The organism is Ruthenibacterium lactatiformans (assembly GCF_000949455.1).
GTDB lineage: Bacteria > Bacillota > Clostridia > Oscillospirales > Ruminococcaceae > Ruthenibacterium > Ruthenibacterium lactatiformans.
Map to the genome: position 1 here is coordinate 63325 of NZ_JXXK01000016.1, position 22244 is coordinate 85568.

The 22244-nt window shown below is 50.7% G+C and carries 26 protein-coding genes; 24 read left to right on the forward strand and 2 right to left on the reverse strand.

What is annotated here, in order from left to right:
• Positions 1-15: 15 nt before the first annotated feature.
• The 15 genes from TQ39_RS11675 (at position 16) to TQ39_RS11745 (ending at position 11475) form a co-directional block, all read left to right on the forward strand.
• On the forward strand, positions 16-882 hold the full coding sequence (locus tag TQ39_RS11675) for a VirB6/TrbL-like conjugal transfer protein, CD1112 family (protein WP_005927637.1): 867 nt from the start codon (positions 16-18) through the stop codon (positions 880-882).
• Positions 883-895: 13 nt separating this feature from the next.
• Positions 896-1348 carry a SpoVG family protein gene (locus tag TQ39_RS11680; protein WP_050005644.1) on the forward strand — a complete coding sequence of 151 codons (453 nt, stop codon included), beginning with the start codon at positions 896-898 and terminating at the stop codon, positions 1346-1348.
• 42 nt (positions 1349-1390) lie between these two features.
• Complete coding sequence (locus TQ39_RS11685; RefSeq protein WP_330670610.1) at positions 1391-2011, forward strand: DUF7007 domain-containing protein; 621 nt, start codon at positions 1391-1393, stop codon at positions 2009-2011.
• A gap of 44 nt (positions 2012-2055) precedes the next feature.
• Positions 2056-2442 carry a PrgI family protein gene (locus TQ39_RS11690; protein WP_003500106.1) on the forward strand — a complete coding sequence of 129 codons (387 nt, stop codon included), beginning with the start codon at positions 2056-2058 and terminating at the stop codon, positions 2440-2442.
• Complete coding sequence (locus TQ39_RS11695) at positions 2360-4789, forward strand: VirB4-like conjugal transfer ATPase, CD1110 family (protein WP_420865184.1); 2430 nt, start codon at positions 2360-2362, stop codon at positions 4787-4789. The genes TQ39_RS11690 and TQ39_RS11695 overlap by 83 nt, the downstream gene beginning before the upstream one ends.
• Positions 4790-5068: 279 nt before the next feature.
• On the forward strand, positions 5069-6736 hold the full coding sequence (locus TQ39_RS11700; protein WP_050005646.1) for a C40 family peptidase: 1668 nt from the start codon (positions 5069-5071) through the stop codon (positions 6734-6736).
• Between the two features lie 22 nt (positions 6737-6758).
• Positions 6759-7025, forward strand: coding sequence for a DUF4315 family protein (locus tag TQ39_RS11705; RefSeq protein ID WP_050005647.1), 267 nt, complete (start codon positions 6759-6761; stop codon positions 7023-7025).
• Positions 7012-7659 (forward strand): DUF4366 domain-containing protein, encoded by a 648-nt coding sequence (locus tag TQ39_RS11710; protein ID WP_050005648.1) that lies wholly within the window; start codon positions 7012-7014, stop codon positions 7657-7659. Before TQ39_RS11705 ends, TQ39_RS11710 begins: the two co-directional genes overlap by 14 nt.
• Before the next feature lie 2 nt (positions 7660-7661).
• Positions 7662-7853, forward strand: coding sequence for a hypothetical protein (locus tag TQ39_RS11715; protein ID WP_478002435.1), 192 nt, complete (start codon positions 7662-7664; stop codon positions 7851-7853).
• Entirely contained in the window at positions 7854-8255 is a 402-nt protein-coding gene (locus TQ39_RS11720) for a cysteine-rich VLP protein (RefSeq protein WP_050005650.1), read from the forward strand.
• Positions 8256-8387: 132 nt separating this feature from the next.
• Positions 8388-8978: a defense against restriction DarA-related protein gene (locus TQ39_RS11725; RefSeq protein ID WP_199574569.1), complete on the forward strand. Its 591-nt coding sequence runs from the start codon at positions 8388-8390 to the stop codon at positions 8976-8978.
• 12 nt (positions 8979-8990) lie between these two features.
• Positions 8991-9173, forward strand: coding sequence for a DUF4316 domain-containing protein (locus TQ39_RS11730; protein WP_003500078.1), 183 nt, complete (start codon positions 8991-8993; stop codon positions 9171-9173).
• A complete protein-coding gene (locus tag TQ39_RS11735) occupies positions 9173-9514 on the forward strand; it encodes a plasmid mobilization protein (protein ID WP_012741672.1) in 342 nt (113 codons plus the stop codon). Before TQ39_RS11730 ends, TQ39_RS11735 begins: the two co-directional genes overlap by 1 nt.
• Positions 9515-9689: 175 nt before the next feature.
• The gene (locus tag TQ39_RS11740) at positions 9690-9980 is read left to right on the forward strand and encodes a CD1845 family protein (RefSeq protein ID WP_005927606.1); all 291 of its coding nucleotides are present in this window, start codon (positions 9690-9692) and stop codon (positions 9978-9980) included.
• Between the two features lie 79 nt (positions 9981-10059).
• A complete protein-coding gene (locus TQ39_RS11745; protein ID WP_025543451.1) occupies positions 10060-11475 on the forward strand; it encodes a relaxase/mobilization nuclease domain-containing protein in 1416 nt (471 codons plus the stop codon).
• Between the two features lie 169 nt (positions 11476-11644).
• Here the strand turns inward: TQ39_RS11745 and TQ39_RS11750 are convergent, their stop codons facing one another.
• Positions 11645-12010: a helix-turn-helix transcriptional regulator gene (locus TQ39_RS11750; RefSeq protein WP_021651271.1), complete on the reverse strand. Its 366-nt coding sequence runs from the start codon at positions 12008-12010 to the stop codon at positions 11645-11647.
• 147 nt (positions 12011-12157) lie between these two features.
• Between TQ39_RS11750 and TQ39_RS11755 the strand changes: the two genes are divergently transcribed.
• The 9 genes from TQ39_RS11755 (at position 12158) to TQ39_RS11790 (ending at position 19761) form a co-directional block, all read left to right on the forward strand.
• Positions 12158-12343, forward strand: a complete 186-nt coding sequence (locus tag TQ39_RS11755; protein ID WP_050005652.1) for a helix-turn-helix domain-containing protein — start codon at positions 12158-12160, stop codon at positions 12341-12343.
• A 42-nt stretch (positions 12344-12385) separates the two neighbouring features.
• Positions 12386-13060 carry a response regulator transcription factor gene (locus TQ39_RS11760; protein ID WP_050005653.1) on the forward strand — a complete coding sequence of 225 codons (675 nt, stop codon included), beginning with the start codon at positions 12386-12388 and terminating at the stop codon, positions 13058-13060.
• Entirely contained in the window at positions 13048-14226 is a 1179-nt protein-coding gene (locus TQ39_RS11765; RefSeq protein WP_050005661.1) for a HAMP domain-containing sensor histidine kinase, read from the forward strand. Before TQ39_RS11760 ends, TQ39_RS11765 begins: the two co-directional genes overlap by 13 nt.
• 87 nt (positions 14227-14313) lie before the next feature.
• Complete coding sequence (locus TQ39_RS11770; RefSeq protein WP_044961423.1) at positions 14314-15189, forward strand: ABC transporter ATP-binding protein; 876 nt, start codon at positions 14314-14316, stop codon at positions 15187-15189.
• Positions 15186-16262 (forward strand): hypothetical protein, encoded by a 1077-nt coding sequence (locus TQ39_RS11775; RefSeq protein ID WP_021651276.1) that lies wholly within the window; start codon positions 15186-15188, stop codon positions 16260-16262. The genes TQ39_RS11770 and TQ39_RS11775 overlap by 4 nt, the downstream gene beginning before the upstream one ends.
• Before the next feature lie 457 nt (positions 16263-16719).
• Positions 16720-17142, forward strand: a complete 423-nt coding sequence (locus tag TQ39_RS11780) for an RNA polymerase sigma factor (RefSeq protein ID WP_207641401.1) — start codon at positions 16720-16722, stop codon at positions 17140-17142.
• 507 nt (positions 17143-17649) lie between these two features.
• Positions 17650-17853 carry a hypothetical protein gene (locus TQ39_RS11785; protein ID WP_242853486.1) on the forward strand — a complete coding sequence of 68 codons (204 nt, stop codon included), beginning with the start codon at positions 17650-17652 and terminating at the stop codon, positions 17851-17853.
• 133 nt (positions 17854-17986) lie between these two features.
• Entirely contained in the window at positions 17987-18163 is a 177-nt protein-coding gene (locus TQ39_RS21255; protein WP_167541534.1) for a hypothetical protein, read from the forward strand.
• Positions 18164-18252: 89 nt separating this feature from the next.
• Positions 18253-19761, forward strand: coding sequence for a recombinase family protein (locus TQ39_RS11790; RefSeq protein WP_050005656.1), 1509 nt, complete (start codon positions 18253-18255; stop codon positions 19759-19761).
• Positions 19762-19787: 26 nt separating this feature from the next.
• Here the strand turns inward: TQ39_RS11790 and TQ39_RS11795 are convergent, their stop codons facing one another.
• Positions 19788-22160, reverse strand: a complete 2373-nt coding sequence (locus TQ39_RS11795) for an AAA family ATPase (RefSeq protein WP_050005657.1) — start codon at positions 22158-22160, stop codon at positions 19788-19790.
• Positions 22161-22244 lie beyond the last annotated feature (84 nt).

Consider the following 22244-nt stretch of genomic DNA (forward strand, 5'->3'; position numbering starts at 1 on the left):
AAAAGGAGCTGATATATGGACTTTATCATCGACGCAATCGTTGAATGGCTGAAAGGTCTGCTCGTCGATGGTATCATGGGGAATCTGGACGGCCTTTTCGATAACGTCAATCAGAGCGTTGGCGAAATCGCCACACAGGTAGGCACGACCCCGGCGGACTGGAACGCCGGGGTCTTTTCCATGATACGACAGATCTCCGAAACTGCCATTCTGCCAATCGCCGGGGTCATCCTCACTTTTGTTATGACCTATGAACTGATACAGATGCTCATAGAACGCAACAACCTCCATGAAGTTGACACATGGATGTTTTTTAAGTGGGTGTTCAAAACCTTTGTGGCTGTGATGATCCTGACGAATACCTTCAATATCGTGCTGGCGGTCTTTGATGTGAGCCAGCATGTGATCCAGCAGTCAGCGGGCATTATCCAGAACGGGACAGAAATCACGCCGGATGTGCTGGACAGTCTGCGGACAGAGCTTGAGGCGATGGAGTTAGGCCCTCTGTTCGGACTCTGGCTCCAGTCCTTCCTGATCCAGCTTACCATGATTGCCTTAAACATCGTGATTTTCGTCATCGTATATGGCCGTATGATTGAAATTTATTTACTCACAAGTTTAGCGCCTATCCCGTTTGCCACAGTCCCCAACAGAGAAACCGGACACATGGGGCAGAACTATTTCCGCTCCCTCTTTGCGGTGGGCTTTCAAGGTCTGTTGATCTTAGTCTGTGTCGCCATCTATGCGGTGCTGATCCAGAGTATCGCCACCGACGGCGACCCCATCGGGGCGATCTGGGGCTGCGTGGGATATACGGTGCTGCTGTGTTTTACCTTATTCAAAACAGGCAGTCTTGCAAAATCCATCTTCGGCTGCCATTAAGAGACTTCGGGCCATGACGACCCGAAGCGGAAAGGAGAAATCCATGCAGGAAAAAACAGCGGGCGGAACACCAGCCGCCCCTATAAAGCTGGATGTAAGCGTGCGGGTCATCGAACCTGTGAAAAACCTCATGGGCTTTGCCAGCGTGAAATTCAATGACTGCTTTGTGGTGGAAAATCTGAAAATCGTACAGGGCAGCAAGGGGCTCTTTCTTGGGATGCCCAGCCAGCCAGACGGCAAAGGCGGCTACCGGGATATGGCCTACCCTGTCACAAAGGAGTTCCGGGAACAGCTCAACACCGCTGTTCTGCAAGCCTATGAGGCAAAGCTGGAACAGATGGCGGAGCGTGGCTCTGTGGGGCGTGCATCCATCAGCGACCAGCTCAAAGCCGGAAAAGCGGCTGCCGAACAGGCAAAGGCAGAACGGCCTCCGAAGGAAAAGCCCAGCCGCAGCGCAGAGCGTTGACCTCGGGCCATGCTGGCCCGAAGCAGAAAGGAGGCGGAAACCATGCCACGCAAACGGACGGGCTATGACGCGGCCTGCTATTACGACGGAAAACTGCTGGGCCGCTGTACCAAAGCGGACAGCGATGCCTATACCCTGTTGATGAACGCCTGTGGTGGGGACGCCGCCCGGGTCCTGCGGGAATATGCCTATTTTTCCCCGGAACTTCGCGCCATATTGGAAAATGCGGCGCTCATGCAGGCGGACCGGAACCGGACGGGCGGAATGTTCCATGCGCCGAAAAGTTCCCCGTGGGGCGAGGTGCAGAGCTGTGAAACCCTCTGTCCAGGGGTGTTTCTGGTATCTACCGCCAGCCACGGCGGAACGATGGTGGCAAACGAGGTAGCCGCCGTCCTCTCCCCAGCGGCCAAAAAATGCGGCTTCAAGGACAAGGGCTATATTTGCTATGAGGAGGACGCACAGGAAAGCGTAGTGCTCCGGGAGCTGCTGGACAAAAAGCTGTGGAAAATCCCTGACCGCATTAAGGACAAAGGACAGTTTGAAGAAAAACTCAATCAGTCCATCCGGCAGTATCACCCCGAATACTGGCGGGCAAGGCAGAGCGGACGAGAGGCCGCCGAAGCTGCCCGCAGCACAGCCCCGGCCAAAGAGGCCGCAAGATAACCTCGGGCCATGCTGGCCCGAAGCAGTAAAGGAGGTGTACCAAAATGGCCTATGTGCCAGTACCAAAAGACCTTTCCAAAATCAAGACAAAGCTGGCCTTCAACCTAACGAAGCGCCAGCTTGTTTGTTTTTCCAGCGCGGCGGCGGTGGGCCTCCCGGCTTACCTGTTTTCCCGTGGCAGTATCGGGAACAGTGCCGCCATGTTCCTGATGATCGGCCTCATGCTCCCGTTCTTCTTTCTGGCTATGTATGAACGAGACGGTCTGCCGCTGGAAAAAGTGCTGAAAAACATCATCCGCACCCGGTTCCTCTATCCCCGTGTGCGGCCTTACAAAACCGAAAACTTCTATGCGCTGCTTAGCGCCAGAAAGGAGGCGCAGCCGATTGCGAAACAGCAGAAGGGCCGGAAAGCCCGCAGGCAGAAAGCCTGAAAAGCAGGGCCTTACCGGCCTGTTCACGAAAGGAAAGAACATTCCCACCACCGCCCAGCAGACCCTCCCTTACCGGGAAATGTACCGGGACGGGGTGTGCCGGGTAGCGGACCGCTATTACACCAAAACCATTGAATACGAGGACATCAACTACCAGCTCGCACAGTCCGAAGATCAGGCGGCCATCTTTGACGGGTGGAGCGCCTGCCTCAACTACTTTGACAGCAGCCTTCCGTTCCAGCTTTCCTTCCTCAACCACCGAAGCCGCCCGGGCAGCCGGTACAGCGTGAACATCCCCATGCAGGATGACGATTACAACAGCGTCCGGTGCGAGTATGTGGAAATGCTGGAAAACCAGATCGCCAAAAGCAACAACGGCATTGTTCGCACAAAGCTCCTGACCTTCGGCGTGAACGTGGACGACCTTTCCACCGCCAGGGCAAGGCTGGAACGTGTAGAGGCGGACATTTGCGGGAACTTCAAAAAGCTGGGCGTCAAGTGCCGCTCCCTTTCGGGGCTGGAACGGCTGGAGCTTCTTCACGGGCAGCTTCACCCCGGCAGCGGCTCCCCCTTCCGGTTTTCATGGGATATGATCCCCAAAACCGGGCTTTCCACCAAAGACTTTATCGCCCCGGACAGTTTCGATTTTCGTTTCAGCCGTCTGTTCCGGGTGGGGACGACTTGGGGCGCTGCCTCCTACTTGCAGATTTTGGCCTCGGAGCTCTCGGACAAGCTGCTGGAGGAGCTTTTGGAAATGGACGCGGAAATGACCATCACTCTCCATATCCAAACCGTCGATCAGGCCGCCGCCGTAAAATCTATCAAGGCCAAAGTCTCCGACATTGACAAGATGAAGGTGGAGGAACAAAAGAAGGCAGCCCGGTCAGGGTACGACATGGACATACTTCCACCCGATCTTGTAACGTACAGCAACGACGCAAAGACCCTTCTGGAAGATTTACAGAGCCGGAATGAAAGAATGTTCCTGCTGACCTTCCTTGTGGTAAACATGGCCCCGACCCGCCGGGAGCTGGACAATGACCTGTTCACGGTGTCCGGTATCGTCCAGAAATACAACTGCACCTTGAAGCGGCTGGACTTCCAGCAGGAGGACGGTTTTCTTTCCAGCCTTCCGCTGGGCCATAACGGCATTGAGATCAAGCGCGGCATGACGACCAGCTCCACGGCCATTTTCGTTCCCTTTATGACGCAGGAGCTCCGCATGGATGGCGAAGCCGTCTATTACGGGCTCAACGCACTTTCCCATAACGTCATCATGGCAAACCGGAAAAAGCTCAAAAACCCCAACGGCCTGTTCCTCGGCGTGCCGGGCTCCGGCAAATCCTTTGCCGCAAAGCGAGAGCTTGTGAACGTGTTCCTTGCCACCCGTGACCGGATCATTGTGGTGGACCCGATGGGCGAATACTCGCCCCTTATCAAGCGGCTGGGCGGACAGGTCATCGAGATCGCCCCGGACAGCCCCCACCACATCAACCCGATGGACATTGACCTGAGCTTTGACGAGGAAAACCCGATGGCGCTGAAAGCCGACTTTATCCTGTCGCTGATGGAGCTGATCGTCGGCGGCAAGGATGGCTTGCAGCCGGTGGAGCGGACCGTCATTGACCGCTGTGTACGCCAGATGTACCGGGAACACTTGCAAAACCCGGAAACAAGCAAAATGCCGACCCTCCAAACGCTATATGACCTGCTCTGTTCCCAGCCGGAGGGCGAGGCGGTGCGGCTGGCAACGGCCCTTGAAATTTATGTGTCGGGTTCCCTTAACGTGTTCAACCATGAAACCAATGTGGACTTAAACCGCCGTCTGGTATGCCTTGACTTAAAAAAGCTGGGGGCCGGGCTTCGGACGATTGCCATGCTCATTATGCAGGACTTGGTAAACTCGCAGGTGTCCATGAATTTCCTGCGCGGTATCGCTACATGGTGCTACTTCGACGAATTTCATGTGCTGCTCCGTGACCGTCTGACGGCAAGCTATTGTGTGGCGATCTGGAAAATGCTGCGAAAAAAAGGGTGCGTTCCCAGTGCTTTAACGCAGAACGTGAAGGATTTTCTGGCAAGCCCGGAGATCGAGAACATCTTTGAAAACTCGGACTTCCTTGTGCTTCTCTCGCAGGCACAGGGGGACCGGCAGATTTTAGCCAAACAGCTTGGGATCAGCCCCCATCAGCTTTCCTATGTGACCCATACCAATTCCGGCGAAGGGCTGCTGTTCTTCGGAAACACCACCATCCCGTTTGTTGACCGCTTCCCGCAGAACACAGAGCTGTACGCCATTATGACCACCCGCCCGGAGGACAAAAAACAGGAAATGAACCGGGCATAACACACTTCGGGCCATAATGGCCCGAGGTTTGGAAAGGAGGGATACATCATCGGAAAGAAACCAGACAAACGGAATTTTCAAAGGCCGGGGCCGACGGAGGATACCGGGGGCAATCGCCCCGGACCGGCTGAACGGGAAGGGCCTTCCCCCGCACCATCCCGACGCCTGCGGTTTGAGGACGAGGATACCGGGCAGGACAGTCCTTCGGGTCACGATGGCCCGAAGTCCAAAAGCGGCAAGTTTCAAGAGGACAGCCGCAAAAGCCGTCCCTCTGACCGCATGAGGCAGGAGGATGAAGCGGACGGGCCGCAGGATACCGGCAAGGCACAGGAGCCGGAGGGCTCCGCCGAGAAGGCCGGGAGCAAAAAGGATAAGTACCAGAAAGCACAGGCAAAAGCGGAACACGCCGGGGAAAAGCTGGGAAAGGCCCGGGAGAAACTGGACAAGACCGAGGCAAAACGGGCAGCGAAGAAACCACCGGGGCTTGCAAAAAAGGCAGTCCGGGGAGCCCGTACAGAAGCATGGTTCTATGTCCACAACAAGATACACGAAGTTGAGCATGAAAATGTGGGTGTGGAAGGAGCCCATAAGTCGGAACTTGTGGCCGAGGCCGGAGCCCGGAAACTGACCCGGTATGCCAAACGGAGATACCGGGAGCACCCGGCCCGGAAGGTGGCAAAGTGGGAACGGAAGGACATAAAAGCCCGGGCCAATATGGATTTTCAGAAGATGACCTCCGAGCACCCGGAGCTTGCCAGCAATCCGCTTTCCCGTGTGCAGCAGAAATGGAAACTGAAACGCCGGTATTCCAAAGAAGCAAAGGCGGCTGCAAAACAGGGCGCAAAGGTCGCAAAGAAAACCGCTGCCGCTTCGGGAACTGCGACCCGTCGGGCGGCACAGTTTGTGACCCGTCATCCTGTGGCGGTGCTGATCCTGCTCCTGCTGTTGCTGCTCTGTTTTCTTGTGTCGGCGGTAAGTTCCATTTTCCCCACGCTTGGCAGCGGCCTTGCCAATGCGTTATCCGGCACCTCCTACGCCTCGGAGGATACGGACCTGCTGGGGGTGGACGAGGACTACACGGCGCTGGAAAACGAGCTGGCGCAGACGGTAGCGAACATTGAAAGCACCCATCCCGGCTATGACGAGTACCGCTATTCCGTGGACGAGATCGGCCATAACCCCTATGAGCTGGCGTCCTATCTCTCGGCAAAGTACCATGTGTATTTCCGTGAACAGGTGCAGGACGAGCTGCGGGAGATTTTCGAGGCACAGTATGAACTGACCTTGACGGAGGAAGTCGAGATACGCTACCGCACCGAAACCAGCACCGACCCGGAGACCGGGGAAACCACCACCGAGGAAGTCCCCTATGAGTATTACATCTTAAATGTGACCCTCACAAACAAAACGCTGCCTGCCGTGATCCTGCCGAGGCTTAACGAACAGCAGCGGGAAATCTACACCGTTATGCAGCAGCTCAAAGGCAACAAACCCTATCTGTGGGAAGGGATTTACAACGGTGGCGAAGATACCGGCCCCAGCTATGAGATACCCGGCGAGGCGCTGGATGACCCGGCTTTTGCAGCGCTCATGGAAGAAGCCACAAAGTACATCGGCTGGCCCTATGTGTGGGGCGGCTCCAGCCCGTCCACCTCCTTTGACTGTTCGGGCTTTGTCTGCTGGGTGTACACGGCCAGCGGCGTCCACAACCTGCCCCGTACCACGGCGCAGGGCATTTACAACCAGTGTGCTATCATTTCTCCCTCCGAGGCAAAGCCCGGCGACATTATCTTTTTCACGGGAACCTATGACAGCCCCGGCCCTGTATCCCATGTGGGGATTTATGTGGGCGACGGGATGATGCTCCATTGTGGTTCGCCCATCCAATACGCAAACATCAATTCAAGCTACTGGCAGACACATTTCTATGCCTTCGGGCGTTTGTGAGCCAGAGGAAAGGAGTCCTTGCATGAACAAAATCGACAAGCTCGATAAGGAACTGAAAAAAGCCCGGGAGAAGGCCGCCGAATGGCAGGCCAAAATCCGGGAGCTGGAAAAGCAGAAACAGGAGGAAGAAAACAGCCAGATCGTGCAGGCGGTGCGCTCCCTTAAACTGACGCCCGCCCAGCTTATGGCTTTTCTGAATGACCCCAAAAACAGCCTTACCGCTTCGGGCCATACTGACCCGAAGCCGGAGGCACCCGAAAAGGAGGACACGGCCCATGAAGAAAACTAAATTTCGCAGGCTGGCGGCGATGGCTGCCAGCCTTTTGTGTTGCCTGATCTTTACAGTCCCGGCTTATGCACAGAGCAGCGAGCCGCAGCCGGAGACAGCTCCCTCCCCGGCAGAAACTGAAGCAGAGCCGGAAACCCAGAACCCCTTTACCACGGACGGGACGGGAACCGTGGTGGACAACGCCACCGACGAGGATGGAAAGGAGTTCTACACCATCACCACAGCAGACGAGAGCGTGTTTTATCTGGTGATCGACAAACAGAAAACCAGCGAGAACGTCTATTTCCTCAATACCGTTACCACAGACGACCTTCTGCCTCTTGCTGAACAGGGCAAGGAACCGCCCAAAGAAGTGACCCCTGAGCCAGAGCCAAAGCTCACCGAACCGGTGGAGGAAGTACCGGAACCCAAGCCGGAGAAAAAGGACAGCCTCCTTCTCTCTCTGCTCCTGATCGGTGCGGTGGTGCTGGCCGGCGGTGGAATTGGTTACTATTTCAAGATTTACAAGCCGAAGCATGAAGCCCCGGATTTGGAAGATGATTACTGCGAATATGAGGACGGGGAGCTGGAGGAGATCGCAGAGGAACCCGAGGACGAAGATACCCCGCCATGGGAGGAAGATACGGAGGAATGAGAATGAATTTTACAAGCAGCCCTTTTGAACGAATGATGAAGGAAGTACCGCACCCCGGCTGGGACAATGACGACCCTTGTAAGGGATGCCGTTATTACAAGGAGTGCAAAGGAAAGAAAAAACAGTGCCGGAAGAAGTTCCGGGCGCTGATCGTGGATCCCCGCCCTTCGGGCCATCGTGGCCCGAAGTCTTAAATGGACGCCCGGGAGCTGACCCGTGACGAGAAGAAGAAAATCCGCACTCTGGTCACGGGGATGTGCGCCAACTATGACCGGGAAAGCGGCCTGTGCCTTCCTCTTGACTGTGCCTGCTATATGCTGCACAAGTGCTGGACAGGGGCGTACTGCCGTTATTTCCGTGAGGCTGTCCTGCCTCTTAACCCGGAGCTTCAAGCGTCGTTGACAACGGAAGGCATCTCCCCGGAGCTGCGAGCCTGTGCGGTCTGCGGAAAGGCGTTTTTGCCCGAGGGGCGTCAAGCCTACTGTTCCGACGCCTGCAAGGCCGAAGGGAACCGCCGAAAAAGCCGGGAACGCATGAGGAAAATGCGGGAGAAAAGGCCGGGCGGCTGTTACGATTTGCCGCCTCCAAAGGCTTGACATTCCGGGCTTTTTTGAGGGTGTTTCCGGGGTGGGAATATCTTATTACATTTCTCCCCGGTCTGCCCTCTTATTTCGTAACATCCAGCACTTCGGGTCATGTTAGCCCGAGGCACAGAAAGGAGGTATCTCTTGGAGACAGTACAAGGATATGTGATTTTGAAAGCTGCCACCTTTGAAACCGGACACGGCTTTGCGCTGGGGCATAATCCGGGAGCGCCGAGCCCCTTTGTGACCTGGCAGTTTACCGAGGGGGAAAACGGCCATCGGGATTACTACTGGGGTCGCTATGGAACCAGTCAGGCATGGGCGCAGAGGGACTTTGACCGCCGGGTGGACGACTATCAGCAGTTTTACCATGCGGCGGTCAAGCATACCGAGCTGGGACCGGAGGGCGTTTACCGCTATTATTCCACCCAGCGGCCCGTGGACATAGGAACTTACCCGAAGCCGCCGGATAACCAGCCTCTTTCCATCGTCAACTACGATGATGACAGGCGGCGTCCTGTGGCAGACGGCAGGCTGATGGCATGGGGCGAACTGACCTACGCAAAGCCGCTGACCGAAAAGCAGATGGAGGATTATGAGCTGAAACCAGCACCGGGCAATCCTGACCGGGTGCGCCCATCCATTACTGCCCGGCTCAAAGATGAAACCAGAGGGCAGGAACCCCCGAAGGAGCCCGGCCAGAAGCGAAGCCATAAAAACCATGAGGAACGATAAAGGAGGATCGCCATGCACGAAAAAGACAACTATCTGAAAACCGCCGAGCTCTCCACAGAGCAGAACTGCAACATGATCGACGGCGTACCCAACAACACGCCCATCCCGCCCACGCCCCCGGAGCTGGACGCAAAACCGCTTGATAAGGTAAAGGAACCCAAAGAGCGCCGGAAAGGCCGGGAGCTGGAACGCTGATGGAGAACCGCAAGCGGAATGTCCATCTGCACGTCATGGTAACGCCGGACGAGCTGGCAGCCATCCATGAACGGATGGCTGAGGCGGGCATTTCCAACGCCGGGGCTTATGTACGGAAAATGGCTCTGAATGGGTATATCCTGCACATCGACCTTGCGCCCGTAAAAGAGCTGATCTCTCTGCAACGGCGCTGTTCTAACAATCTCAATCAGGTTGCCATACACGCACATACCTATGGCGTGTACCCGGAGGAAATCGACGGATTGAAGCGGGACTATGAAAAGCTGTGGGGCGAGGTGTCAAAGGTGCTGCGGGAGCTCTCCGAGCTGGTGGCAAAGTAAGACGAGGGCGGCAGGCTTCCGTTGCGGGGCTTGCCGCCCTGCTCTTTTTTTACCACTTCGGGCCAGTATGACCCGAAAGTTTGGGACAGGATTTACTAATCTTTCGCAACATTTATGTCCCCGGGCAGGCATGATAAAATAGAGGTAGGAAGGATAGATAAAGGAGGTTTTGAAGATGAAGATACTGCTGAAAATATTGGTTGCTCCCTTTGCTTTAGCGTTGTCCCTTCTGGCGGCTCTGCTGGTGTTCCTATTTGATATTTGTGCCGTCCTGCTGACGATTGCCTCTGTGATCCTGACGGTGCTGGGTGTCGCTCTCTTTTTCACGCCGACGCCCATAGGCGGGATTGTATTTCTGTTTCTTGCCTTCCTTCTTTCGCCGTATGGACTGCAAGCGGCGGCGGGCTCCCTTCTTTGGGCGCTGGACGGAGGCAAATCCGCTCTGTACCGGTTTCTGGCAAGTTAAGCAGCCTCGGGCCATACTGGCCCGAAGTCGGGGCGGTCTGAATGGGCCGCCCCTTTCTCATGGAAAGGAGGAATGATTTTTGGCTACCACAACTTTGTTACAGCGCCATGCGGGCGAAGGCGAAACGATTGCTGAGGCTATCCGGGATTGTCTGGACTATGGCAAGGACCCGGAGAAAACAGAAAGCGGAAAGTATATCTCCGCTTATGAATGTGATCCGGCCACCGTGGCGGACGAGTTCCTTTTGGCAAAGGCCAGCTATGCCGCTATGACGGGCCGGGAACAGAAGAAAGAAAATAATGTGCTGTGCTATCAGATACGACAATCCTTCTATCCGGGCGAGATCACCCCGAAGGAGGCGAACCGTATCGGCTATGAGCTGGCTATGCGCTGGACAAAGGGGCGGCACGCTTTTATCGTTACCACGCACACCGATAAGCAGCACATCCATTGTCACATTTATTACAACTCCACCACCCTTGACTGCACCCGGAAATTCCGAAATTTTTGGGGCTCCAGCTTCGCCCTTCGGCGGCTCTCTGACAGGCTGTGCCTTGAAAACGGGCTATCCATCGTGGAGAACCCGAAGCCCCGGAGCAAGGGCAAGTATCGGAACTATGGAGAGTGGCAGAAAGACCGGAAAGGGCCGCTTTCCTATCAGGACAGGCTGCGCCTTGCCATTGATACTGCGTTGGCGGAACGCCCCGCTGATTTGGACGAATTTCTCAATTTGATGAAGCGGGCCGGGTATGAGGTCAAGACGGTTCGGGGCGGCGGTATCAGCTTCCGGCTGACCGGGCAGGGACAGGAACGCTTCACCCGTCTGCGTGCCTCCACGCTGGGGGACGGCTACGACTTGCAAGATGTTCTGTCCGCCATTGAGGGCAAAGAAAAACGCCCCGGGCGCTCGGAGCGGAAAATCAGTCTGGCGGTGGATATTCAAGCAAAGCTGGCTGCCGGTAAGGGGCCGGGATATGAACGCTGGGCGAAGGTATTTAACATTAAGCAGATGGCCGCCGCTCTTGCTTATATACAGGACAATGGCCTGACCGATTATGAGCAGTTGGCACAGAAAGCCACCGAGGCAGCAGACCGTTTTCATACCATTTCCGAGCAGATCAAGCAGACGGAACAGGCCATGAAAACCAATGCCGGGCTAAAGGCCGCAACGGTTCAGTATGCCAAAACCCGTCCAGTCTTTGAGCAGTATAAGGCGACGAAGTACAGCCGGAAATTCCTTGCGGAGCATGAGGCCGACCTTGAACTGTACCGGGCTGCACAAGCGGAAATGCGCTCTCTGCTGGGCGGGGCGAAGCTCCCCAAAATGGATGTGCTGAAGGAAGAAGGCCGTAAGCTCACAGCAAAGAAAAAACAGCTCTATGGAGAATATCAAAAGGCACGACGGGATATGCAGGAGATCGTCACGATCAAAGCGAACATTGACACTCTGATGGGCTACACCGAACCGGGAAGAAAGCAGGAAAAGGAGCGTTAAGGTTATGAAAACAAGGAGCAAAGCGACGCTGACACTTCGGGCCATGTTGGCCCGAAGATACGGGTTTGGGGCGAGCCCCAACAAGCCGCCTTTGTGCCACTTGTGGCCACAGAGGCATTGCTTGCCACTTAGCGGCAGCCCCTAAAATGGCGCAAAAAAACAGAGGTCCTTATTCTGGAACCTCCGTTTCTCTGGCTTTCTTAATGCCCTCGGCTGTGGCTTCTATTACGACAAGCTCTTTTTCAGTCATGGAGTTTAGAAGTACATCAATGTGTTTTCTGCAAGAGCTTGACCTTGCCCCTCCGTCCGCATGAATAAACTGGTCAACTGAAACGTCAAACATAGTAATGAGTTTAACAAAAAGGTCGAAACTGGGATACTGACCTTTGTTCTCAATATTCATAATGGTACGGGAGTCACGGTCTACTAATTCCGCAACATAGGCTTGTGTCCAGCCCTTTTCTTCTCTGGCTCGTTTGAGAGCCGCTCCGAGGCCGTGAAAGTCAAACCTTCTTTCATCTTGGTTCATTCTCATATCACCCTATATCATTCTACATTTCGGGTTGAATTATGAGAATGTAATGAGATTTTACATTAAGTAGTATTTTATTTCGCATCCGTGTAGGCTCTAACTTGTATTATTCGAGGTAGAGAACTATAATATATCCTGTGGAGGTGCGAAATGGACTATATGACATTGAAAGAGGCTGCCGAAAAGTGGGGCGTGACACCTCGTAGGGTAAATTATTATTGTGCCGGAGGGCGTATCCTCGGCGCTGTGAAAATGGCCGGTGTTTGGCTGCTCCCTAAAACTGCGGAGAAGCCTATGGATGCTCGTACAAAAGACTTTCGGAAAATAGATAAATAATTGAAAAAGGATTGCTATATTTGCTGTTAGGAGGTGAGCATAATGAATGCAAAGATACTGATTGCTGACGATGAAAGCGATATTGTTTCTATGCTCGGCAGCTTTTTTGAAAGCAAGGGCTTTCGTGTCTTGCCTGCTTCCAATGGTGCAGAAGCACTAAAGCAAGTGGAAAAACAACCGGATATTATTTTGCTTGACATCAATATGCCCGGAACGGACGGGTTAGAGGTTTGCAAGCGTATCCGCGATCACATATCCTGCCCAATCCTTTTTCTGACTGCCCGAATCGAAGATACAGATAAGGTAAACGGCTTTGCTGTTGGCGGCGACGATTACATTGTGAAGCCCTTTTCACTTATGGAACTTGAAGCGCGGGTGTGCGCTCATCTGCGCCGGGAAGCGCGACACAACTTTGAAGCGCAAGTCAAGTTTTCCGGTGATTTGACGATTGACTATTCGGAACGTTGCTTGTTCTTTGGCGATAAGCGTGTCGGTCTTGCAAAAAAGGAATTTGATATTGTGGAACTGCTTTCTCAAAATCCGGGACAGGTCTTTGATAAAGAATGGATTTATGAGCGTATTTGGGGTTATGACAGCGAGGGCGACAGCAGCGTTGTGGCAGAGCATATCCGCAGGATACGAACAAAGATTGCGGCATATACAGACCGGGTATATATTGAAACAGTTTGGGGGTGCGGATATAAATGGTTAAAATAATGCGACCCGTACAAAATTTATCTCTGCGTAAAAGTCTTGTACTCTATATTGTTCTCTTTGTTATGTTCGCTCTTGCCCTATCAATTATGACTGCTTCTGTATGTGAAACTGTCGCCGATAAAATCAATGAAAAGTACCCTAATACTGGCGAAAAATACTACTTGACGAATGAACAGGGGGAACGTTTGGGAGAAGGAACTTATATTTATAAGGAGCTGCCTGTCTTGAACGAACAAGACGAACAATTGCTTGCTATATTAGATTTGTTGCCAACCGTTACACCCCCTATTTATTCTGCATTCTGTATCATAGCGGCTGCGCTATTGTTTTACAAAAATAAACTGAAAAAACCGCTTGCTGAACTGCGGGCGGCTTCTGAAAAAATAGCGAACAATGATTTGGACTTTTCAATCGACTATGACAGCAACGATGAATTGGGGCAGCTTTGCGCGTCCTTTGAAATCATGCGGACAACCCTTGCGGATAATTTCTCTAAAATGTGGCGGCAAGTTGAAGAAAGAAAAGCACTCAACGCCGCTTTTGCTCACGATTTGCGTACCCCTCTGACGGTACTAAAAGGCTATAATGAAATGCTGCAAGCCAGCGACAATTCCCAAACGAGGGAAACCGCCGCCACAATGGGAAAGCATATTTCCCGTATGGAAAACTATGTGAGCAGTATGAGCAATCTTAGGCGTATGGAAGATACGCAGCCGGATTACAAGTTGATTGACTTGCAACCGTTGGTATCTTCTTTATATGACAGCGCAAAAATCGTTTGTACGAAAAACGGAAAAGAGTTGATTTTACAAAATGACATCCCTTTTTTGCAGCTATCTCTTGACAGTGCATTTATCTCACAGGTATGCAACAACTTGATTTCTAATGCTGTGCGGTATGCCCGTACTTTGGTAACAATATCTTTCGCCTTGCATGACAACGGTTTGCTGCTTTCCGTATCGGACGATGGGAATGGTTTTGATAAAGACAGCCTACAAAAAGCCGCAAATCCGTACTTCACAGGGGAAAGCAACCATTCCGAGCATTTCGGACTTGGGTTATATATTTGTAAGCTACTTTGTGAACACCATAACGGTTATCTGAGGATTGAAAATACCGAAGTGGGAGCAAAAGTTTCCGCCTTCTTCAAAACTCCTGTCTTGTAGATAAAAAATAGATATTTACCCGCTATACTCTCCATGAAAACACATGGAGAGTATTTTATTGCTCCCTATGGAGAAAGGAGCTTTTTTATGGAATTAAAGACAGTTGGACTGACAAAAAAGTTCGGTTCCAAAATCGCCGTAGACGATTTGAATATTACTCTGGCTAATGGTGTCTACGGCTTGCTGGGCGCAAATGGCGCAGGAAAAACAACGCTAATGCGGCTGCTTTGCAATATCCAAAATCCCACTTCCGGAAAAATACTGTTGAATGGGAAAAATGCTGTTGGGCTGGGTGAACGCTATCGAAGCCTCTTGGGCTACTTGCCCCAGCACTTCGGATATTACCCGGACTTTTCAGCGTTTGACTTCCTGCTATATGTTTCTGCCCTAAAAGGCTTGGACGAGAAGGCAGCGCGGAAGAAATCAAAAGAACTGCTGGAAGCGGTAGATTTATCAAAGGAAAGTAAGCACAAAATCAAAACTTTTTCGGGAGGCATGAAACAGCGTTTAGGGATTGCACAAGCCATGCTCAATGATCCCCGCATTTTGATTTTAGACGAGCCGACGGCGGGGCTTGACCCGAAAGAGCGCGTCCGTTTCCGCAATTTGATTAGTGCCTTTTCCAAAGACCGCATTGTAATCCTGTCTACGCATATTGTTTCCGATGTGGAGTTTATCGCGGAGGAAATCATTATGATGAAGTCCGGGCAAATCATTCATTTTGGAAATCCGCAGGAGATTACTTCTGAAATCAACGGTCAAGTATGGGAATGTACGGTTCCGACTGCCTATGCGGAAAAATACGCGGCTTCCTATAATACAAGCAATCTGCGGAATACCAGCGAAAACCAGACAATCCTGCGGATTGTTGGAGATCGTCCGCCGATGGAAAATGCAGTAAGGGTACAGCCTACTTTGGAAGATTTGTACCTGTTCTATTTCAAAGGAGGCTGTGAAGAATGAAAAAACTAATTTATTTTGAACTGCGGAAGATTTTTTCCAAGCGTTTATCTATGGTTACCCTTATCGGGATACTTCTATTCTCTGCTTTGCTTTCTTTTTCCACCTATCAAAACAAATACGCTTTTGACCAGAACGCCGGTGAAGGTTCCGGCAAAGCAGCAGTAGAAATCGACAAGGAAATCGCAGCAAAGTATGAAGGAATCCTGACCGATGAAAAAGTGCGACAAATGATGTCTGATTTTGCGCCGACATCAGATTTGCATGGGTTGAATGCGGCCTATATTTACCAAAACGCCATGCAATCCGCAGCCTTTTCACGATTTTCAGATCTGAACGGAAATTGGAACGGATTGAGTGTTTCCGATGTGTTCGGTAATGAAGAAATCAAAATTGGCTATGTAGATGGTTGGCTTTCAACAAGTAAAAACATGGTGCGGGTTTTTATCGCGCTTGCTCTTGCGGTTATCATCATGCTTGCTCCGATTTTCTCCGGCGAGTATGAAGGCGTTGACAATATCATATTGACAAGCAAATACGGAAAAACCAAATGTGCTACTGCAAAGGTAGTAGCTGGCATTCTCACCGCCATTCTCACCACTGCGCTGATAGTAGCTTTTAACTTATTTCTTGCGCGTGCTTTTTACGGAACGGAAGGATTGAATTGCAGTATTCTATTTGCTCCCAGCGAATATGTTGAAGCATTTATCCCTTTTAATATCACCTGTGGGACGCTGCTCAAATATCAAATCCTGTTGGCATTTACCTGTACCATCAGCGTTACAGGAATTACATTGTTGATGTCTGCAATCAGTAAAAATCAGATTGTAGCTTTGGTTGCGGCAATGGCAATTTTTCTGTTCCCGGTTTTGCTGCCGATCCCGGAAACAAATCCATTGTTCCGATTGGTCGGGCTTCTTCCTGTCTACCATGTTCTGGCTGTTTCGCTTCTATCGGTGGAACAAATGAGCAACGGTATGCTGTATGCGATATGGGCAATCCCAACGGCATTGATCTTTTTGGGAATTGGCGCTGGTTTTTCTCGCCATATATTTGCGAAGCACCAAGTTTCATAAATATGGAATAATCTGCCGCACGACGGCAAAAGAAAAAAAGCCGTCGTAAAGCAGACACATTCACACGCCCATGAAGCGGTGGCTTTGATTTTCAGAGCCGCCGTTTCTTTTCGTCTATCCTAAACCAACGACGACCTAACACCGTGTAAATCCACGGCGGCATATAGGAGGATTGCCGCCGTGTCTATTTTTGCCTTTTTTCATAGTACCCATGACCTACATCAGTTAAAAAAAGCATAGCTCCGCCTCCGGGTTATTCCGGCTATGTATGCGAAATTTGTTGGAACCTTAATTGTTATGTCATTTCATGCGTCCGTGTGGCTTCATGCCGCCCGGGCGCTTTTGTGTTCTTATGGGGCTGCTTCGGGTCATGTTGGCCCGAAGTCATTCCCCAGTGTCGCTCCCCGCCGCCTTCGTTTCGGTCACTCATCAACCAACAACCGAAACGGAGGTCAATATGACTATTATCAATTTGCGGGACTATTACCCATTCTATACATCGGATTGCTTCATGGAAGTATCGGAAGAAGTTGCAGAAATGTTCAAAGAGTTTGATCGTAAAGAGGCTGCCTACCGGCTGCGTACATACCGCCACAAAGCCTACTATTCCCTTGATCGGGATGACGGGCTGGAGCATGAAGCTGTCTTTGTTGCCTTATCTCCCCATGAACTGTATGAGCGGAAAGTGACCATGCAGGAACTTCACGCAGCGATTGCCAATCTGCCGGACAAACAGGCAAAACGGATTTATGCTCATTTCATTCTCGGCATGACCAAACAGGACATTGCCCTGGCAGAGGGCGTCCATGAAAAAGTGGTTCGTGTCGCAATCGAGCGAGGTCTGCGGCGCTTAGAAAAAATTTTGAAAAATTCTTTGTAAGGCGTACCGATTTAGGCCGGAAAATGAAATGGCTTATGAGAGGCAAAACACTTCGGGTCACAATGGCCCGAGGTTCAGACAAGCCTCATGCAGATTGAAAATTGAATAAAAAGACACCCGGATACGAAGGGGAACGCGCTGTGTGACAGACCCGCCATGACCTCGGATTTCAAAGAATACAGTCTTTGTAAAACTGAGCGAGCGAACAGGTCCATGCCATAGGTGGGGCAAGGCTGGCTCCACCGGAACAGGCGCAGAACCCGGATACTTGCGTTTAGTCACAGTCCGAGCGTTGAAGCGGCCTTGCAAGCCGTGAGCCGTCGCAGGCAATGAGAACGCCTTGCCATCAGAATGGGGAGAGTTGAAATACTATGGGGCATGAAGCCTATGTCCGTCCGGTGTGTCTGAAATGAAGTGAAAACCTATGGGGAGCCCCCGGCAATGCTGTCTGATGATAGGCCAACCGATCCGGCGCGGCTCCCCATCTTTTCAAAAAAGGAGCACTTTATGGGAAATGCGTTTGGAATGATCCCCGGCTTGGAAACGGACGAATGGAGCAATGACGCCTGCCGCGGTTATGTCATTATGGCAATGGAGGACTGCGGATTTTCAAAGAAGGATATACGGCGTGTTGTGGGGCAGCTTTATGAAGTATTTGACCTCAACAGCGTGGAGGACGCCAAAGAAAAGTACCATTCCGGTCCTTACTGACCTCGGGCCACATCGACCCGAAGTGGAGAAAGCTCAAAGGGCGGCACCTGCTGGGTGCCGTCTTTTGACATTTCCCCACGGGACAAGTGGGAAAGGCTGGCATATACACGCACTTTCGCAAAGGAGGTTTTCAATGACGCAAGCTGTCACTTATGAACGAGAAACAAAGTCTGTCGCATTTCAAGGGAAGATCATTGTGCTGGAAAGCCTCACGCCGGTACTTCCCCCGAAGGAGAAAGAACAGCGCAAAAAAGAAATTGAGCGCTGTCTTTTTGAGGTGTTCAGCAAATATGGGGACAGATTTCCCTAATCATTCGCAACATTGTTGTCCGGGGCTGCTGATGGTATAATATAGTTGTAAGGTTGGTAGCTCCATTCCAACAAGGAAAGGAGCCCAATATGGAATTTATCAGAGAAGATTGTATTTACGCAAGACAGTCAGTAGACCGCAAGGACAGTATCAGCATTGAAAGTCAGATCGACTTTTGCAAGTATGAATTGAAAGGCGGGAGCTGCCGGGTATTTAAGGACAAAGGCTATTCCGGTAAGAATACGGACAGACCGGAGTTTCAAAAGCTGCTGGGCGAGATCCGCAAAGGAAAGGTCCGGCGGGTCATCGTGTACAAGCTGGACCGTATAAGCCGCTCTATTCTGGACTTTGCAACGATGATGGAGCTGTTTCAAGAGTACGATGTGGAGTTTGTATCCTCCACGGAAAAGTTTGATACTTCGACCCCGATGGGCCGGGCCATGCTGAATATCTGCATTGTATTCGCCCAGCTTGAACGTGAGACAATTCAGAAGCGTGTCACAGACGCCTACTATTCCCGGTGCCTGAAAGGCTTCCACATGAGCGGGCAGGCTCCATACGGTTATCAGTTAGAGCCTACTGTGGTAGAGGGTATCCGCACAAAGAAAATGGTTGCTGACCCCATAGCCGCCGACCATGTACGGCTGATGTTTGAAATGTACGCCGAACCGGAAACCTCCTTCGGAGATATTACCCGATACTTCGAGGAACATGATATAAAAATTTATGGCAAATCCATGTTCCGTACATTTCTTTCCCAGCTTTTAAGAAACCCCGTTTACGCACAGGCTGATTTGGATCTGTACGAATTTTTCAAGAGTCAGGGTGCAGCGATTGTCAATGACGCTTCTGACTTTGCCGGAACAAACGGCTGCTATCTCTATCAGGGACGGGATGTGAAGGAGGACAAGGACAGGTGCTTAAAAGACCAGATACTTGTTATCGCTCCTCATGAAGCACTCATTTCCTCTGACACATGGCTGAAATGTCGAAAAAAACTTATGGCAAATACCACCTTCCAGCAGGGACGAAAACCGAAGAACACTTGGCTGGCCGGAAAAATCAAGTGCGGTCATTGTGGGTATGCTCTGAAAGCCACCCATGTACCAAACAGCACCGGGTATTTCCGCTGTACCAAACGGACGGAAAATAAAGGCTGTCCGGGCTGCGGGAAAATCCGCAAAGAAGAATTTGAGCAATTCATTTTCTCGGCCATGCAGGAAAAGTTCAAAGATTTTCAGATACTCCACGGCAGGGAGGAAAAAGTCAATCCGAAACTGACAGCCTATCAAGTGGAACTGGCACAGGTGGAGGCAGAAATTGAAAAGCTGCTGGATACGCTGACCGGAGCCAATGCGACCTTGCTTGCCTACGCTAACAAAAAAATTGAAGAACTGGACACCCGACGCCAGACTATTTCAAAGGCAATCGCCGAATTGAGTGTTGAAACCATATCGCCCCAGCAGATAAAGAAGTTGTCCTATTATCTCGACAACTGGGACAGCATAGATTTTGACGACAAAAGAAAAGCCGCCGATGGTTTGATCTCTACGATCAAGGCCACCAGCGACCGTGTTCAGATAGAGTGGAAAATCTGACATTTCCGCTCTATCGCCCCTCATTTCTATTTTATCTTGTTTGTACCCCTTGTACACCGATGTTTGGCACGTGCTATGATGCGGTCAAAATATGTCATCTGAATATAGGTTTCCAGCATTACCTTTTCTTTCCCAGAAATATTACCGTTTGCGGTATTCGATAATGCTTTCAGCCATGTATAGCGTTTTTCAAGCGTATCAAGATCACTGACCTTTACTTGAATATTAGCAAGCACCTTTGTATTGGACTCTATGCGAGCATGAAGCACTTTGGCAGCATCGTCATCCGAAGTTCTCTTTTTGGATAGTTCAACTTTCTTCTTTGTTTCTGCTTCTTTGTCAAGAACACAATCGGAAGAGAGCTGCTTGGAGAGTTCTGTGATTGAAGCATTATAACCGGCGATTTTTTTATCCGAGTCGGACAGCGCACTCTGAGCATTGTCGTATGCTTTCTTCATTTCGCTAACGGTTTTTCCCAAAGCATCCGATTTGCTCTGGGCCTCTGCTATACTATCAAAGCGCAGGGATTCCTTATCCGCATCGCGCTGCTTCTTCTTTTCGCTCAACAACGCTTTATCAGCTTCTAGCGCAATATTTCGATTCGAAATATCTTTATCTCTTTCTTTTAGTGCCTTTTCCGTCTTCGGTAATGATTCTGTAAGTTCAGATCGGCGAGATACTTTCTTTTCCTCTTCGGAAAGTGCTGTGTCAAGCACAGTGATTTCTGCTGAAACGACTTTCTGCTCCTCCGGAAGCTTGTTTTCAGCTTCCTCGAAAGCGACGCTCTGCCATAATTCCTTAACCAGCTTTTCCGTTTCGACTTTTTTTGCATCGAGTATGCCTTTGGCTTCCTTGCATTTCCCGCTTAAGTCTTCGGCTACTTTTCGTGCCTTATCAGCATTCTCTTTTGCTCTTTTTAACTGTGCTTCCGTGGGGGCCTTGGCCGATTTATGCGCTATGCAAGGGTGTTCCAAAGATCCGCAAACAGGGCAAGGCTTGCCACTTTCCAAAGTTTCAGCGATGATTCCAGCCTGCTCATCCAAAAATGCGCGGTTTTTTGCTTCATAATCGGCAGTTGCTTCCTCGGATGACTCCGAGGCTTTTTTGTAATCGCTTTGGAGAGTATCCAAATTGTCACCAAGTTCGTGAAAGGCCTTAAATAATGCTGAAAGGTTTTGCAACTTTGCTTGTTTTTCTTGTGTCTTCTCTTTTTGACGAGAAAGCTTTTCCTTTCCTTCCCCTGCATCTGAAAGGGACTCGAACTCTTTTTTAAGGATTTTAAACTCTGCTTCATCAATGGCATACTGCTCCCGGTCTTTTTTCAGTTGCCTCTCGTTTTTGGAAATAGTATCCTCGTCATATTTGATTTGTTTTTCTAGGGCATCCAGCGCTTCATAACGAGAAAACTCAGCCTCAATCTTGGCCTTTTCTTCAGCAAGCTGTTCTCTTTCCGATACTTTCCCCTTTTCAATATCAAAAGCAGCCTTCAGCGCAAGATTGGTCTCATTTTCGCCGATTAAATTCTTCTGTGCTTGGTCTAATGCTTTTTGAGTTTGTTCTTTTGCTTCAATCTTACCCAAATTTGCATTGACGATTTCGAGGGCTTTGTCTGCATCCGAGATTGACTTTTGAATAGCCGTTTTTTTGTCATTATCTTGTGTCAGGAGACGATCAATCAGATCCATAACATCCTTTGCAGGAAGAAGCCCGTTCTTTGCTTTTTCAACTTCAATACTCAGGACATCATTTTCATCACAGGTAATTCCATCAATATATTGCTTGATACTGTTACGAGCGGCATCGCATTTGTCGTTTAGTTGACCGGACTCCTTCTTCAAACGATCCTGCAAGTCCTGATACAACTGCGTTTTGAATATTTGACGGAATATTTTCTTTCGCTCCTCTGTGGGGGCAAGCAGCAATTTGAGAAAATCCCCCTGTGCAATCATGGCGATCTGCAAAAACTGGCTACGGTTAATGCCCATGATGTCTCGTATTGCATTATCCACGTCGCGCTGCTTTGTGACAACGCGCCCATCCGGATATTTTAGCTGCACTTCCGCTTTTTGCGTCGTAAATCCTTCGCCGCGGGATTTGGGACGTTCATACTCTGGATTTCGTTTTACGGTGTATGTTTTTCCGGCGTAGGAGAAGACAAGTTCAACCTCTGTCGGAGTAGTTGCCTCGGCATATTTTGAGCGGAACATGGATGGCTCGCGGTTGTCTCCACTGGCCTCTCCGTACAATGCATAAGTAATCGCATCAAAAATCGTGGTCTTTCCGGCACCCGTATCACCAGTAATAAGGTAAAGCCCATTTTCTCCGAGCTTGTCCAAATCAAGAACCGTTTTTCCTGCATAGGGGCCAAACGCAGATACTGTAAGTTTGATAGGCCTCATTGTTCACCCTCCCATGTCTTTTCTATTAGCGACTTCATGTACTCAAATTGCTCAGGATTCATAGGTTGATTATTTTGCAGTTCT